Below are 14,751 nucleotides of genomic sequence, written 5' to 3'. Positions count from 1 at the left end.
TGACACGATGGACGTATGCGCGCGCGATACGGAATTCCCCTCGGTGTGACGGCGGCCGGCGCGGCCGGCCTGGCGTACGCGGCCGGTTTCGAGGCGCGGTCCTTCCGCCTGCGCCGCGTCGATGTCCCGGTGCTGCCCGAGGGCATGCGCCCGATCCGTATCCTCCAGGTCTCCGACATCCACATGGTGTCCGGCCAGAACAAGAAGCGCCGCTGGCTCCAGTCACTGGCGGGCCTGCGCCCCGACCTGGTCGTCAACACCGGCGACAATCTGTCGGACCCCACCGCCGTACCCGAAGTCCTGGACGCGCTGGGCCCGTTGATGCAATTCCCCGGCACGTACGTCTTCGGGTCGAACGACTACTACGGTCCCAAGTTCCGTAATCCCGCCCGGTACTTGGTGGAGAAGGCGCGCGGCCAGCACGGTCTGAACGGCAAGGACCGCGCCGCGCACGGCGTCCTGCGCAACCCCTGGGGCGAGCTGCGCGACGCGTTCGACGCGGCGGGCTGGGTCGGCCTCAGCAACTCCCGCGGGCAGCTCAAGCTCGACCACGGCCCCGTACTCGGCCTCACCGGCCTGGACGACCCGCACATCAAGCGCGACCGCTACGCCGCGGTCGCGGGCGGCCCCGACCCGGACACCGACTTCAACCTGGCGGTCGTCCACGCGCCCTACCTGCGCGTCCTGGACGCCTTCACCTCCGACCGCTACCCGCTGATCCTCGCCGGGCACACCCACGGCGGCCAGATCTGCGTCCCCTTCTACGGCGCGCTGGTCACCAACTGCGACCTCGACACCGACCGCGTCAAGGGCCTGTCCACCCATACGGCCACCGGCTCCACGTCCTACCTGCACGTCTCCGCGGGCTGCGGCGCCAACCGCTTCACCCCGGTCCGTATCGCCTGCCCGCCCGAGGCGACACTCCTGACGCTCACCAGCCGCTGACCCGTCCCGCCGTCCGCCGTCTCGTACGGTGAGGCATGCCTGCAAGCCCCCGTCCGTACGTGGCGGCCTTCCGGCTGCTGATCGCGGCAGCGGCGGTGACGGGAATCACCATCGAGTGCGCGCACTTCCCGCCGCTGCGGGTCTTCACGTACTTCACGATCCTCACCAACGCGGCGATCGCGCTGACCTTCGCCTGGTCCGCGTACCGCACCTGGACCCGCCGTCCCCCGATCCCCCCGCTGATCTACGGCGCCGTCCTGCTCTGCATCGTGATCACCGGCCTCGTCTACCACCTCGTCCTCGCCAATGACGCGAGCGACTTCTCCGAGTCCGAGGCCCTGGGCGCCCGCACCGGCGCCCTCACCTTCTCCAACCAGCTCCTCCACACCATGACCCCCCTCACAGTCGTCCTCGACTGGCTCCTGCTCACGGCCCCCGGCCGCTTCCCCTGGCGCTACGCCGGCCAATGGCTCCTGCTCCCCCTCGCCTACTTCGCCGTCGCCCCCATCCGCGGCCCCTTCTCCGGCTACCCCTATCCCTTCCTCGACGTCGACACCCGCGGCTACCCCGCCACCCTCCTCCTCGCCCTCGCCCTCGCCGCCCCCTCCCTCCTCCTGATCCTCCTCGCCCACCACCGCCCCTCCCCCCGAAGAAACCGGATTTCGCCCTCAGCCCCCCGTCCGCTAAAGTAAACCCCGTTGCACCGGGGTGTGGCGCAGCTTGGTAGCGCGCTTCGTTCGGGACGAAGAGGCCGTGGGTTCAAATCCCGCCACCCCGACGGTGAAACACGCAGGTGAGGGGCGGTCTTCCAATCAGGAAGACCGCCCCTCACGGCGTTCCGAGGGGGTCTTGGGAGAAAATTGGGAGAAGATCTTGGTCGGGGGCTCTCTTCTTCCGCCTTCTGGCCTGGCCTTTCTCCCGATCTGAGGAGCGCGTCGAGCGCCCCGACCGGGGAGCCGGGATTCATTGCGCGGCGTATGTCGAGTGCCTCCTCCCACTGCTCGGTGAGCGCGTCCATGAGGCGGGCGCGCATGCGCGGAGTGACGTGGGAGTAGCGGGCCTGGACGGAGCCGTCCTCGTGGCCGAGGCGTTCGTCCATGAGCTTGGGTGGGGTGCCGGCTTCTTCCATGATCGTCCGGTGGGTGTGGCGAAGGCCGTGGGGCGTCAGGCCCGGGGCGATCGGCACCCAGCATGCCTGGGCCCGGTTGGCGGCGCCCCGGCCGCGGGCGGGGATGCCGGGCCAGGGATCGGCGAGCAGCGGCACCGGGTGAGCGTCGTACGGGGCTCGGTTCGGGTAGGAGCCGGTGGTGGCCGGATAGAAGAGCCACGAGGCGAAGCCGCTGCGCCGCCAGTGGGGTGCGAGTTCGCCTGAGCTGGCGTTGCGGACGTACCCGAGCTCGGCGATGGCTGCCTCCACCCGGAGCCGCCTGTCCTCCGAAACGCTGTCGGGCCAGTTGAGGACATTGGAGACGGTCCCGGCGGAGACCCCGGCCTTGCGGGCGACATCAACAATCTTCGCACCGGGTCGGCGGGCTGCCCCATTGGCGGTGCTGTAGCCGTTGAAGGCGTACCGGAGTCCGTGGCAGCGGCAGGGCTCCGGCCGCTTGGCGGAGACGTGGCGCGTGAGCAGCCTCGTCAGGAAGTCCGGGGTGTCGATGGTCCGGTAGGAGTCGTCCTTGGGCGGGCAGCGGTGGAACTCGCCGCCGTCGAGCTCGTAGAGCTGCCACTCGACACGGAGAGTGCCGGGCCGGATGAACTGCGTCTCCAGGCCCATGAGTTCGCCCCCCCGGACACCGGTGTAGCCCTTGGTGACGAGGGCGACGAACTCGTCGTCCCGCCCTGTGAGCAGCGCGGCGCGCTCGGCGATGAGCAGGATGCCGAGCGCGTCGGTGATCACCTTCTCCCGCCCGCGGTTGCGCGAGCGCCCGGCACGCTTGCCGCGCCCCCTGCGCCTAGCGGCGGGATTGGTCTCGCGCAGCCCGTCGTCCACGGCGTCCCCGAGGATCAGATGCAGGGTGCTGCGCCAGGTCTTCAGGGTGGCGGCCGCGTATCCCCGCCCCCGCTCCTGCCGCTCCCACTGCTCGACGTGGTGCCGGTTGATCTCACTGACCTCCAGGTCGTTGAAGTACGGCAGCAGGTGCTCCTCGATGTGCCGCCGGTAGTTCTGCATGGTGGAGAGGGCCAGGTCCTGGGCGGCGTACCAGCGGTTGGCGTACTCCCCGAAGGTGATCCGCGCCGCCGCCGGGTCATGCCACCGCCCGCCGCGTACCTTCGCCTCTTCCTCGTTGGCGGCCTGCTCAGCAGCCCGCTTCGTCCGGAAGCGCAGCAACTCGCCGTTGCCGTCGGCGAGGGTGCGGTACTTGCCGGGCGCGATCTTGTAGCGGGCCCGCCAGTAGTCGCCGCGCTTTTCGCCGTATCCCATGTCTGGCACCTTCCTGGCTGGTGGTCTGGGGTCCCGCGGGCGCCCGCCGTCGGCGCGGCGGTCGGGCGCTAAGCCGAGGCTCGGCCGGTCCGGGGGCGCGAGCGTGGCGGTACGCCGACCTGGCGGACGGCAGGGTGCTGGCGTCGGGCGGTGCGAGCGGCCGTTCCTCGAAGATGCGGATGATCTCCGCGAGGTGCGCGGCGGTGAAGCGATAGCTGCCACCGAGCCGCGTAAACGGAATCCGGCGGCGCCGGGCCTGCTCCTTGACCCACCACTCGGAGCAGCCGATGACGTCGGCGATCTGGGCGGGCCGGTAGAGCACGGGCAGCGGGGAAGCGGGAGGGGACATGGTGGGACCTCAGGACAAGGGAGGGGCAGTAACAGGGCGCGTGGGGGCTGCGGTTGGCGCAGCGGGACGACATTGCTCAGACCCTTGGCGCGGAACGGCGCAAGGTCAGCAGGCGGTTCTCCGGCGCCGGTTGAGGTCCCAACACGGCATGACTGGCAAACGCATGGTCCCTCCTTCGTCGGCGGTACGGGTACGGGCGGCCGGTCGGCTGGCGGAGGTGCTGTTGTACCTCGTTGTCGCGGCCCTGCGGAAGCGGATTCGCGTACGACTTCGCCTGGTCGGGCGGTCGTTGCGGGACGGTAGCACGAAATCCCGGACACGCCTCGGGGCGCCGCAGGAAGTCCGTTGAGCCCCCGGCGATCCGCTCGGGATACTTAGCCGATGACAGACGAACCGCTTGAGTCGGCCGAAGGCTGGTGGGACGAGCCCTGGTACCGGGTCCGCACCGACAGGTTCGTGGCGTCCTTCCTGCCCAGAGCGGGCGAGGACTTGGATGCGGTGTGCAACGTCGACGTCGAGGTCCGACTGACGGACGGCTCAGGCTGGAGCGCGACCCTGTTCACCGTCGACGAGGTGCAGCGCCTGATGGAAAGGTGGGCCCAGACCGGCGAGGAGGCGGGAGGTAGCTACTTCTGGTGCTCGGACGGGCTGATCGTTCGCGAGGCCGGCGTCGTCAGCATGGCCGAGGCGATCAGTGGCGCCCTCGACGAGGGCGACTTCGAGAAGATCCTCCAGCGCCTGGACGACGAGTAGTCGCCCCACGGCTGCCCGCGCGGAGGCCCGGGTTTTCGACGCGCCGACGCCGGGCTGCTGGCCCTCCCTCCCCGGCTGGTAGTTCGAATTCGGCCGACAGGCCGCCGGAGATCTTCCCGCATGCGCTGACCTGTCACGCTCCGACGACGCCCCGCGCCCGCCGGGGCTGGGACGAGTGCCTCGCCAAGGGCCAACCGAAAGGCAGACGATGACCGACGCGACCGGCCCCAGCGACGAGCGCACAGTCCAAGATGTGCTCGATTACCTGGTCACGCACTTGAACGGCGCCCTGCGCCGCCCAGGAATGTATGGCGGCGAGGTGGCGATCAGGCTCTACTTCGACGCCGTGGCGTTCACGGACGCGGCCGAGCAGGCGTGGAAGCAGGAGCTGGAGGACCTGCAAACCCGCCGAGCATCTTTCTCCACCGGTGTGCGCGGAGCCTTCCAAGATCTCTGGGGTGAGGCGCACGAGGGCGCCGTTGCCTCGGTCTACGCCGAGATCGCACACCGCCAGGGATGGCTGCGCCGTGACCGGACCCTCACCTCGGCCGAGCACGACGAGATCCGTCGCGTCAGCGAGACCTGGTGCCGCAAGGACCGTCTCCTCAGCGACGTCTTTGCGGAGTTCGGCCCGCCCTCGGTCCTCTTCGGGGGGAACAACCCCAACCGCCCCAAGACGCTGGCCTACGCGACCGACCAACGCGACGACGCTCTGCTCTGCTTCCACCTCTGGAACGACTTCGCCCAGACTCCAGGCCAATCGCTGGCTTCCGTCCATGCCGAACCCGTCCTCTGGGCCTTCCGGAACGGCGGCGCCCTGTTCACGGACAGCTTCGTCTTCACCCCGGAAGGGTCCGCCCGTCGGCGTGCGAGCTGAGCAACGAGCCTGGGGGAATTGGGTTGCGAGACAGCCGGAGCTGCGGTGAGATCGCGCGAACCGGGCATCCGTGGCCCCCGGCGAGGAGGACCAGTTGGCGGACGAGACGGCGGCGTTGGACAGCGTGCTGCAGCAAGCACACGTCGCCCGGATGAGCGCGGTGAACGGGCTCGGGGCGAACTGAGAGATCCGGGTGGACCTCTCCGATCTGGCGGAGTCGACCCAACTCAGAACAGCGATGGCCGTGGAATCGCTGCCCGGGTTCCACTGCATGTGCCTCGGGGACGTCCGCTTCGAATTCTTCGGCCGGGACGGTGAGCGGCTCGCCGTCGTCGTCCTGCACCACGGAGCGACCCTGAGGTGGGGGCAGTGGGAGGGCGACGCCGTCCTCGCCAACGGCTACCTGCTCCTGGCCTGGCTGGACAGGCACGGCATGCCCGGCCCCACGGAGCAGTTCGAGGCCGACCGGCAGCGCGCGGAGGAGGGGGCCGAAGAGGAGCGCAGCTGGCTGGCCGCGATGCCCACCGGGCTGGAGGGGTCCGCCGACCGGATCCTCGACCTCTCCCGCACCGGCGCCAGGCCTTCCCCCGACCTGCTCGCGGGACTCACGGAGCGATTGCAGTCGACGTTCCCCGATCCAGTGGAACGGGTGCTGGCACTGCTCCACTGGCACGGCTCCGGAAGCGGGCGCTGCTCCGGCTACCCCGTCCACGAGGACGTGCCCGGCCAACTGCTCGGCAGGGTGCCGATCGCCGACCTGCTCACCGCTCTGGCCGACCAGCGGGCGGAGGAACGGCACGACGCCGGAGCGGTGCGGCACCTGGTCGGCTGGAAAACCCGCCCGCGCCAGAAGCTGGACGTCGCCGGCCTCCCCAGAACCCCTGCGCGCCCGGCTGCTGGCGCATGCTCTCCGCTCCGGAGACTCGGACAAACGAAGTCGCGCCGAACGGTGGTTGGCACTCCCGCGCGCCTGAAAGCAGCGAACGCCGTACGCGCCCCCGACGGAGCTACGCGGGGATCGCCGTCGGAGGCCAGTCCGGAAAAAGGGTGTACTGTGCCGCTCCCACCGCCGGGTCGAGCCCGGCCGCCGACCGAGGGAGGACGCCGTGCGCATGCTTCTCGCCTGCGGTCTCGCCCTCGCTCAAGGGAGGAACGTTCCGCCGGGCAACAAGACGCCCAAGAGCAGTCGATCTTGGGCGAACCACGTGGTACGTTCTGTCACCAGTGAACTTAATAGGGTGACCCCGGCAGCGCGCCAACGCTCCGGGGTCCGGCACAAGGAGCTCCCACTCCCCATGCAGATTCATCGTAGCCGCCACACGTGCGGCTTCACGGTCCTGCCCAACGCGCTGCTGCAAGATCGGCGGCTGTCCTACACCGCCCGCGGCCTGCTCGCCGATCTCCTCTCCCGCCCCGACGGCTGGCGCGAGGACGGCCGCCACATGGCAGACACCAGCCCCCAGGGCCGCCTGACCGTGGCAAAGGCCCTCCGTGAGCTGGCCGCCTTCGGCTACTACCGCGTCGAGCGGGTACGCCGCCCGGACGGCACCTTCGTCAGCGAGAGCCACGTGTACGACTCCCCGCGGGTGGGACCGGGTGCCGTACGTCCGGGCTCCGGTCGATCAGCGGGCGGTTCTCGTGACGCCCACCCCCTAAAGGACCCCGGGAAAGAACCCACCCTCCCCGCGCAGCGGACACCGGCCCCAGCCCCGGGAGGGCGGCGGGAGACCCCGTCCGCACCCCCAAGCCCGGCGCTCGCCGAGGCGGCGGCGCTTCTCCACCGCGTGACCGCAGCGGAGCCGCGCCTGCACCTCGGGGCAGCAGAGGCGATAACGCTCGCGCCCCTGGTGGCGCCCTGGCTGGAGCGCGGCCTCGGCCCGCGCGACCTCTCCTCCGCTCTCCTGGGCGGCCTGCCCGAACGGGTGCACAGCGCGTCGGCCTTCCTGCGCGACCGCCTCACCCGCAAGCTGCCCCCGGCGCCGGAGCCGATCACCGCGCCGCCTCGCCGGTACGAGTGCACGGCATGCGCGCGGCCGACCCCGTACGAGGGCATTTGCCGCACCTGCGCGGGCCTGGACGCCACCTCACAGGACGCCCTGGCCGAGCGGGCCCGTACCGCCGCACGCGGACGAGCCCTGGCCCGCGCCGCCCTCAGCAGCCACCGCCCGGGCCCGCTGGTCGGCGCAAGAGCCTGACCTCGCCTTTCGCGGCTGTCGCCGCCCCGCGCCCGTCCCTGCCCTGACGCGCGCCCCTCCCCCGATCCACCGGGCGATGCCGCCTGCCCGCGCTCACGCGCGCCTCGCACCGCCCACCGCCATGCCTGGAGCCCGCATGCCCACGCCCGTGTCGCCAACGCCTTCTACCCCGATACCCGAGCGCACCCGACGACGCCGCGCGCGACCACTCGACAGCCTCGCGATCCTGCTGCTGGGCGGCTCCGCGTGCACGCTGTCCTTCGACGCGCTGCGCCAAGTCGCCCTGGCCGCCCACGTACGACCCGTCCTCGCCTACCTCTTCCCGATCATTGTCGACGGCTTCATCGGGTACGGGGTCCGCGCGATCCTCCTCCTGCGCGACGCTCCGCCGAGCGCCCGCCGCTACGCCTGGACCCTCTTCGCCGCCGCGAGCACCGCCAGCCTGTGGGCCAACGCCCCGCACGCCATCCGCCTGAACTCCCCCGGCACCCACACCCTGATCCTGGGCAACGCCCCGGTTGGGATCCTCTCCACGATCGCCCCGCTGGCCCTCGGCGGTGCCACCCACCTCCACGTCCTGGTCACCCGCCACGCCCCCTCCTCGCCGGAACCAACACCGGCCGGAACACCGAACCCCAGTCCGGCCGTAACGGAGCGGGTTCCGGCCGCCGCATCGACCACGCCGTTCACGGAAGTACGGGCCGAAACCCATCGCGCCGAAACCTCCGGCCGGAAAGCAGCACCCACCCGCCGCACTGCACCGAGCCGTTCACGAATGCAGACCGGCACCGGCCGCCCCGGCCGACGAGCCGACGCCACCATCGACGAACTGGCAGCCGTCATCGCCGGCGCGTACCCGGATTCCGGCCAGGTGAGCCGAGCCGAGGCCCGCGAAGCGATCCAGGCCGCCGGGCTGTCCGCCGGCAACGACCGCATCGCCCAAGCCCTCGCCCAGCTCGCCCGAGAGCAGCCCGCATCCCCCACGGACTGAGCCGACGAGACGGCGGTGGTGCTCGAAGAACCGGCGCAACCAGCCCTCCGAGCGCCCCCGCCGCCGCCCTCCCAACCCTCGGGAGCGGCCCACAGCCACGGAGTCCCGCCATGTCGAACCCCGCCAGCAGCCATACACCAGCCACCTCATCGCACCTCGGCCCCAGCACCGCACCCAGGCTCGCGGGCAACCGCAACAGCCCACCGTCCGGCGGAGCAAGTTGTCCCGGGATGAGTCATCCCGGGGTACTGCCCGCCCCAGGGGTGGCGGGCTGGGCCGAAGCCGCCGCCACGGGGCGGGCGGCGTCGGCGGCTCTCGGCCCAGGGGTGCCGAGTGGGACGTACGACCGCATCACGACAGCACCCGCTGCCAGCCCAGAAGCCGACGCAAGCACTGCCCCCATCACCACCGTTGCCGAAACCGTCACCCACCACCGACGACGCCTTGCGGTCCCGCGCAGCCACCGCGTCAACCCCTGCTTCAGCGACGACGAATGGACCGAGATCACCGCCGCAGCACACGCCTGCCAGCTCACGCCGGGCGGCTTCACCGCAGCTGCAACCGTGGCGTACTCCCGGACCGGCCGACGTACCAGCATCGACGACGAACGCCGCCACCTCGAAGCCTTGATGACCGCCAACAGCGCCCTCGGAGCGACCGGCGGCCGACTCAACCACCTCGCCCACCACCTCAATTCCGGCGGCACTCCGAACGCCCGATCGGCCGCCCTCCTCCAAGGCGTCGCCCTGGCCGTAAGCCACGTCGATTCCGCCGTGTCTGCCGTCCCCCGCACCGAACCGAAGCGGCCCCATCGTGCCCCGGCCGCCGAAATCACCCTCCAGCACCGCAGGCGGATGTGCGAACCCCGCCGGAACCGCGCACACCCCTGCTTCAGCGACAGCGAATGGGCCGCCTTCACCACAGCAGCCGGCACCTGCAACCTCAAGCCCGGCGGGTACGCCGCTGCGGCCGCACTCCTCGCCGCACGACGCTCCGACCCGAGGGCGGCCATCGCCGACACCCGCCGCCAACTCGAAGAGCTCATGGAGTCCAACCGCCAACTCGCAGGCGTCGGCAACAACCTCAACCAGGTCCTGTTCCACCTCCGCCCGGCCAACCCCCTCCACGCCCTGGCCCAGAGCACCCTCCGGCTCACCCGTGCTGCCCTCGACGGCGTAGACGCAGTCGCGACCGAGATCGCCTGGAAGTAGCGGCCCCGTGATACCCAAGATCACCACCGGCACAGGCGGCACGTACGGCCTGATCACGTACCTCTACGGCCCCGGCAAAGCCAACGAGCACACCGGCCAGCACATGGTCGCCTCCTGGAACGGCTTCGCCCCTGACCCCGGCCCCACCGCCGGCCGCGAAGCCGTCTCGAAGCTCGCCCGCCAACTCGATTTGCCGGTCAAGTCCCTCCCCCGCGAACAGCGCCCGAAGACGACGATCTGGCACTGCTCGGTCCGCACCGCCGCCGACGACCGCTACCTGTCCGACGACGAGTGGGCCGCCGTTGCCCGCCGCATGGTGCACGCCGCCGGCATCGCACCCGAAGGCGACGCGAAGGCCTGCCGCTGGGTCGCCGTACGCCATGCGCCCGACCACATCCACATCGCCGCCACCCTGGTCCGCGAAGACGGCCGCACCGCCCGCCGCAACTTCGACAAGCGAGCGGTCCAGGCCGAATCCCGAGCGATCGAGAAGGACTACGGCCTGCGCGAACTCCACCCGGGCGACGGCACCGCAGCCCAACGCGCCAGCAGCGCAGAACGCCGCAAGGCCGACCGCCGCGGCCTGGAGAGCCCGGCCCGCGACCAGCTCCGCGACGCCGTCCGCCGCGCCCTGGCAGGAGCGTCGACCGAGGAGGAGTTCTTCCACCGCCTCACCGCACAGGGCGTACGGATCACCTAACGCGTGGCGCCCTCCGGCGACGTGACCGGCTTCTCCGTGGCCCTCCCGGGCGACCGCAACCGCGACGGCAAGCCCATCTGGTTCTCCGGCTCGAAGCTCGCCCCCGACCTGTCCCTCCCCCGCATCCGGCAGCGCCTGGCCGCCGACGCCACGCCACCCTCCGAAGGAACCACCGAACCAGCCCGGGCCCGTCGCGCCGCAACCACAGCCGCAGCAGACGTTCTCCGATCGCTGGCCCAGGACGACGACGAATCCGCAGCCGACCACCTCATCGGCATCGGCGAAGTCCTCGACGCTCTCGCACAGACCAGCCCGGCCACCACCCGCACCGAACTCCAAGCGGCAGCCCGCACCTTCGAACGAGCCACCCGCTCCCACATCCAGGCCAGCAACGCCCACAACCAGGTTCTGCGCAAGGCAGCCCGCGACCTCATCCAGTCCGGCCCAGCCCTAGGCAAAGGCGAAGACGGTGCCGCGGCGGCCATGCTCCTGAGCATCCTCATCACGGCCGCAGTGATGGCAGCCCACTGGCACGCAGCCCGCGGTCACGCCCAACAGGCCGCAGCCGCGCGCCAGACGGCCACCGACCTCCGCGCGGCCTACGAGGCCGCAGCCAGTACGCCCCTCACGACGATGCGCGCCACCGGCCAGACCCTCCCCGCCTCGGCCCAGCAACACGCGGCAGAAGTGATCCGCGCTGTCCTCCCGACGGAGGCCGCCTGCATCCAAGCCGAACCCCACTGGCCCGCCCTGGCCGCCACCCTCACCGAAGCCGCCCAAGCCGGCCACGACCCCGTCACCCTCCTCCACAGGGCTGTGGACAACCGCGAACTCACGACAGCCGACTCCCTGACCGACGTCCTCCTCTGGTGCCTCCGCCACGAGGCCAACCTCCCCGCTGCCCCGAAGTACGCACCCCAGCAACAGCGCCCGACTCCAACGCCCCACCCAGTGCCACAGATTCCTCCGCCGCCTGCGCGGGTCCCGAGCCGGAGGAGGTAATTCGTCCAGCCCCAGCCCCTCGGGTGGGTAGCTTGACGAGATGACCACGGAGTGGCGGAGCTATCGGTACGTGGGCCCGGCCGAGCTGAAGGCCCGCGTCCGGCCCGGCGACGAGGGCCACAGCGTCCGTACCCCCGAAGACCTCGCCCGCTGGTTCTCATCCCGAGGGCCGGAGGAACGGGCGGAGCCCTTCACCTTCGTGATCGGCACCGACGGCCTGCTGCGCCTCGCACCACGCCGGAGCGAGCATGTGTCCTGTGCCGGAGGAGCACCGGTCCTCAGCGCGGGCGAGATGAGCTTCCTCCAGTCCTCCGGGCGGTGGTCGATCACCGACGTCAGCAACCAGTCGACCGGCTACTGCCCGGACCCCAGCTCTTGGCCGAGCGTCGCCGCAGCCCTTGCCCGCGCCGGAATCGTCCACCCTGGGGGCTTCACCCACGAGGTGGTGTTCCGCCGCTGCCCCGCCTGCGATGAGGTCAACGTCGTGCGCGAGGGCGACTTCGTCTGCGTCTTCTGCGAGTCGCCCCTCCCCGACAATTGGAACGTGGACGGCCACCACATCCACTGATCGGCGCGGTAGCTCTCCAAGTCCAACGGTCGAGCCCGGGATCCGCCGGAGGAAACGGTGGTGCGTCCCGGATCCCGACCGTCGACAATCCCCTCATGGAACCGATCGACGCCGCGCACGCCGTAGTCGAGGAACACCACCCCGAGGCACGGGGCGCCTTCCTCGGCGGCAGCGTCATCACAGACCGCCGTACGGCGACCTCCGACCTGGACATCGTGGTCCTGCTGCACGGCGTCCCGGCGCCCTACCGCCTGAACGTCCACGAGCACGGCTGGCCGGTCGAACTGCTCGTGCACACCGAGGAGTCCTGGCACACCTTCGTCGAACGCGAGGTACGCAACCGCAGTTCGCCGCTCATGTGGATGTGCGCAGGCGGCGTTCTGCTCTTCGACCGGGACGGCGTAGGCGCACGCATCGGCGCCCACGCGAAGTCGCTGGCCGCCGCGGGGCCTTCACCGACCCCCGCCCAGGAGATCGAAGACCGTCGCTACGCGCTCACCGACCTCCTGGACGATCTCGCAGGCTGCACCGAGCAGGGCGAGCGCCTCTTCATCTGCACCGAACTCGCCCGCCGCACCGCCGAACTCGCCCTCGCGCTCCACACCGCCTGGAACGGCGGCGGCAAGTGGCTCGCCCGCCGCCTTGACGCCGCGGCCCCCGGCATGAGCGCGCGCCTGCACGACGCCGTCCAGCAAGCCCTCGAAGGCCAGACGACGCCGCTGGTCACCATGGTGAACGAGGTGCTGGACCAAGCCGGAGGCCGGCTCTGGGTCGGCTACCGGCGCAACGGCACCCCGTAGGCCGACGGAACGCCCGCCCGAGCCCTGTCCCTCTTCCCCGCGACGAGGTCCGGGCGTCTCATCCGGCCAGGGCCTGACCGAGCTCCTCGTGTGCCGCGCCAGACGGCACTTGGTTCAGGTTCTCGGGCCGGGAAAGAACCACACGCCCGCGGCCGGGCCGGCGTCGAGGTGTCCGGCGATGAAGAGCGGCCGGGCCGACCTCTCCCCGGGCTGAGGGCCGAGGTTGCGGCCGCCCGGCCGCAGCAGGTCCGCCGGCCAGCTCGATCTCTCCGACCAGCGACCCGCTGGGTATCTCGTTGCTGACACGCAGTAGTCTCCGTATTCTCGGCCGTAACGCGTAGACGGAGACGAGTAACCACAGGCCCACGCGAGCCGAGAGAGCTGCCGGTAGCTGAGAAGGCAGCCTCGCGACCTGGGGTGAAGACACTCCCGAGCGCGGGGAGGAACGGCCGAAGGCCCCATGCCCCGCCGGTTTGCCCCCGTCACCGGGCAGGAACGAGGCCGTCACGCTGCGCGTGGCGGCGAAGGTGCGGTGGCACCGCGAGTTGCCCTTCTCGCCCGCACCCAGAAGGGATCACCACGACGCCCCTTGGAGGGCCGCGATGATCCACACTACGAACCGCGTCCTGACGGCCGAACTGCCGGCGCACGTAGGCGAAACCGTCGAAGTCTCCGGCTGGCTGCACCGCCGCCGCGAACTGAAATCCGTCACCTTCCTGGTCCTGCGGGACCGCTCCGGGCTGGCCCAGGTCGTCTTGACCGCGCCCGGTGGTGACGTCCCCGAAGAGACCGTGCTGCGGGTACGCGGCACGGTCACCGCCAACCCGCAGGCGCCCGGCGGGGTCGAACTGACCTCCCCGCAGATCGAGCCGCTGTCCTCGCTTGCCCAAGCCCCGCCGTTCGACCTGTACCGCCCCGCAGTGTCCGCAGGACTGCCCACCATCCTCGACCACGCACCCGTAGCCCTGCGCCATCCGCAGCTCAAGGCGCCGTTCCAGCTCTCCGCCGCCTCGGTGGCCGGATTCCGGGCCGCACTGGACGCACTGTCCTTCACCGAGATCCACACGCCGAAGGTCGTCTCCTCGGCAACGGAGTCCGGTGCGAACGTCTTCGCTCTGGACTGGTTCGGCCGCCCCGCCTATCTCGCGCAGTCCCCTCAGTTCTTCAAGCAGGCCATGGTCGGGGTTTTCGAGCGGGTCTACGAGACCGGCCCGGTCTTCCGCGCCGAGCCGCACGACACCGCCCGCCACCTGGCCCAATACACCAGCCTCGACGCCGAGCTGGGGTTCATCACCGACCACCGCGACGTGATGGCCGTGGTGCGGGAAGCCGTTGCCGGCATGGTCGAGGGCATCGAGGAGCGGTCCGCCGAGGCTGTGGAGCGGCTGGAGTTGACGCTGCCTGAGGTGCCTGCGGAGATCCCGCAGATCCACTTCGCCGACGCGATGACGATGCTCGGCGTGGACGAGCCCGACCTCGCACCGGCACACGAACGCTTCCTCAGCGAATGGGCGCTGCGCGAGCACGGCAGCGAGCTGCTGTTCGTGACCGGCTACCCGATGGCCAAGCGCCCCTTCTACACCCATCCGGACCCGGAGCGGCCTGCGTACTCCAACAGCTTCGACCTGCTCTTCCGCGGCCTGGAACTGGTCACCGGCGGGCAGCGGCTGCACCGTTACGAGGACTACGTGGCCGCGTTGGCCGCGCGCGGCGAGTCCGCGGAGCCGTACGAGAGCTACCTGTCCGCCTTCGCGCACGGGATGCCCCCGCACGGCGGCTTCGCCCTCGGCCTGGAACGCTGGACAGCCCGCCTGACCGGCGCCGACAACATCCGCCGCACCACGGGGCTGGTGCAGGGGCGGGTGACAGGTTGGGTCACGCGGCCTGGTAGGCCGGTGTGGTCATGACGGTCTCGTATTCGATGGGGGTGAGCCGGCC

General features: G+C 71.0%; 13 protein-coding genes, 1 tRNA gene and 1 pseudogene. 14 read left to right on the top strand and 1 reads right to left on the bottom strand.

Going from position 1 to position 14,751, the window contains the following annotated elements:
• The first annotated feature begins 15 nt into the window (after positions 1-15).
• The 3 genes from ACFZBB_RS33035 to ACFZBB_RS33025 all read left to right on the top strand — a co-directional run bounded on the left by ACFZBB_RS33035 (position 16) and on the right by ACFZBB_RS33025 (position 1,723).
• Positions 16-945, top strand: a complete 930-nt coding sequence (locus tag ACFZBB_RS33035) for a metallophosphoesterase (protein WP_391130380.1) — start codon at positions 16-18, stop codon at positions 943-945.
• Positions 946-980: 35 nt separating this feature from the next.
• Positions 981-1,637, top strand: coding sequence for a Pr6Pr family membrane protein (locus ACFZBB_RS33030; RefSeq protein ID WP_391130377.1), 657 nt, complete (start codon positions 981-983; stop codon positions 1,635-1,637).
• Between the two features lie 12 nt (positions 1,638-1,649).
• Positions 1,650-1,723: transfer RNA gene (locus ACFZBB_RS33025), tRNA-Pro, on the top strand.
• A 270-nt stretch (positions 1,724-1,993) separates the two neighbouring features.
• Here the strand turns inward: ACFZBB_RS33025 and ACFZBB_RS33020 are convergent.
• Positions 1,994-3,115, bottom strand: a pseudogene (locus ACFZBB_RS33020) (LacI family DNA-binding transcriptional regulator); the annotation flags it as partial.
• Between the two features lie 982 nt (positions 3,116-4,097).
• On the opposite strand from ACFZBB_RS33020, the gene ACFZBB_RS33015 reads away from it, so the two are divergent.
• From ACFZBB_RS33015 to aspS, 11 genes are all read left to right on the top strand, one after another.
• Positions 4,098-4,469 carry a hypothetical protein gene (locus ACFZBB_RS33015; RefSeq protein WP_391130375.1) on the top strand — a complete coding sequence of 124 codons (372 nt, stop codon included), beginning with the start codon at positions 4,098-4,100 and terminating at the stop codon, positions 4,467-4,469.
• A gap of 208 nt (positions 4,470-4,677) precedes the next feature.
• Positions 4,678-5,346: a hypothetical protein gene (locus tag ACFZBB_RS33010; RefSeq protein WP_391130372.1), complete on the top strand. Its 669-nt coding sequence runs from the start codon at positions 4,678-4,680 to the stop codon at positions 5,344-5,346.
• A gap of 193 nt (positions 5,347-5,539) precedes the next feature.
• Positions 5,540-6,574 carry a hypothetical protein gene (locus ACFZBB_RS33005; RefSeq protein ID WP_391130369.1) on the top strand — a complete coding sequence of 345 codons (1,035 nt, stop codon included), beginning with the start codon at positions 5,540-5,542 and terminating at the stop codon, positions 6,572-6,574.
• A 67-nt stretch (positions 6,575-6,641) separates the two neighbouring features.
• Complete coding sequence (locus tag ACFZBB_RS33000; RefSeq protein ID WP_391130366.1) at positions 6,642-7,541, top strand: hypothetical protein; 900 nt, start codon at positions 6,642-6,644, stop codon at positions 7,539-7,541.
• 136 nt (positions 7,542-7,677) lie between these two features.
• Positions 7,678-8,532 (top strand): DUF2637 domain-containing protein, encoded by an 855-nt coding sequence (locus tag ACFZBB_RS32995; RefSeq protein WP_391130363.1) that lies wholly within the window; start codon positions 7,678-7,680, stop codon positions 8,530-8,532.
• A gap of 230 nt (positions 8,533-8,762) precedes the next feature.
• Positions 8,763-9,743 carry a hypothetical protein gene (locus tag ACFZBB_RS32990; protein WP_391130360.1) on the top strand — a complete coding sequence of 327 codons (981 nt, stop codon included), beginning with the start codon at positions 8,763-8,765 and terminating at the stop codon, positions 9,741-9,743.
• 7 nt (positions 9,744-9,750) lie between these two features.
• A complete protein-coding gene (locus ACFZBB_RS32985; RefSeq protein ID WP_391130358.1) occupies positions 9,751-10,443 on the top strand; it encodes a relaxase/mobilization nuclease domain-containing protein in 693 nt (230 codons plus the stop codon).
• A gap of 3 nt (positions 10,444-10,446) precedes the next feature.
• Positions 10,447-11,445, top strand: coding sequence for a hypothetical protein (locus ACFZBB_RS32980; protein ID WP_391130354.1), 999 nt, complete (start codon positions 10,447-10,449; stop codon positions 11,443-11,445).
• A 40-nt stretch (positions 11,446-11,485) separates the two neighbouring features.
• Positions 11,486-12,013, top strand: coding sequence for a hypothetical protein (locus tag ACFZBB_RS32975; protein WP_391130351.1), 528 nt, complete (start codon positions 11,486-11,488; stop codon positions 12,011-12,013).
• 95 nt (positions 12,014-12,108) lie between these two features.
• Entirely contained in the window at positions 12,109-12,813 is a 705-nt protein-coding gene (locus ACFZBB_RS32970) for a nucleotidyltransferase domain-containing protein (protein ID WP_391130348.1), read from the top strand.
• Positions 12,814-13,415: 602 nt separating this feature from the next.
• Positions 13,416-14,720 (top strand): aspartate--tRNA(Asn) ligase, encoded by a 1,305-nt coding sequence (gene aspS, locus ACFZBB_RS32965; protein ID WP_391130345.1) that lies wholly within the window; start codon positions 13,416-13,418, stop codon positions 14,718-14,720.
• The last annotated feature ends 31 nt before the right edge of the window (positions 14,721-14,751 follow it).

The organism is Streptomyces sp. NPDC008139, from assembly GCF_042957025.1.
Taxonomy (GTDB): Bacteria; Actinomycetota; Actinomycetes; order Streptomycetales; family Streptomycetaceae; genus Actinacidiphila.
Note: the sequence above shows the minus strand (reverse complement) of the source record. Positions and strands in the feature narration are given on the sequence as shown.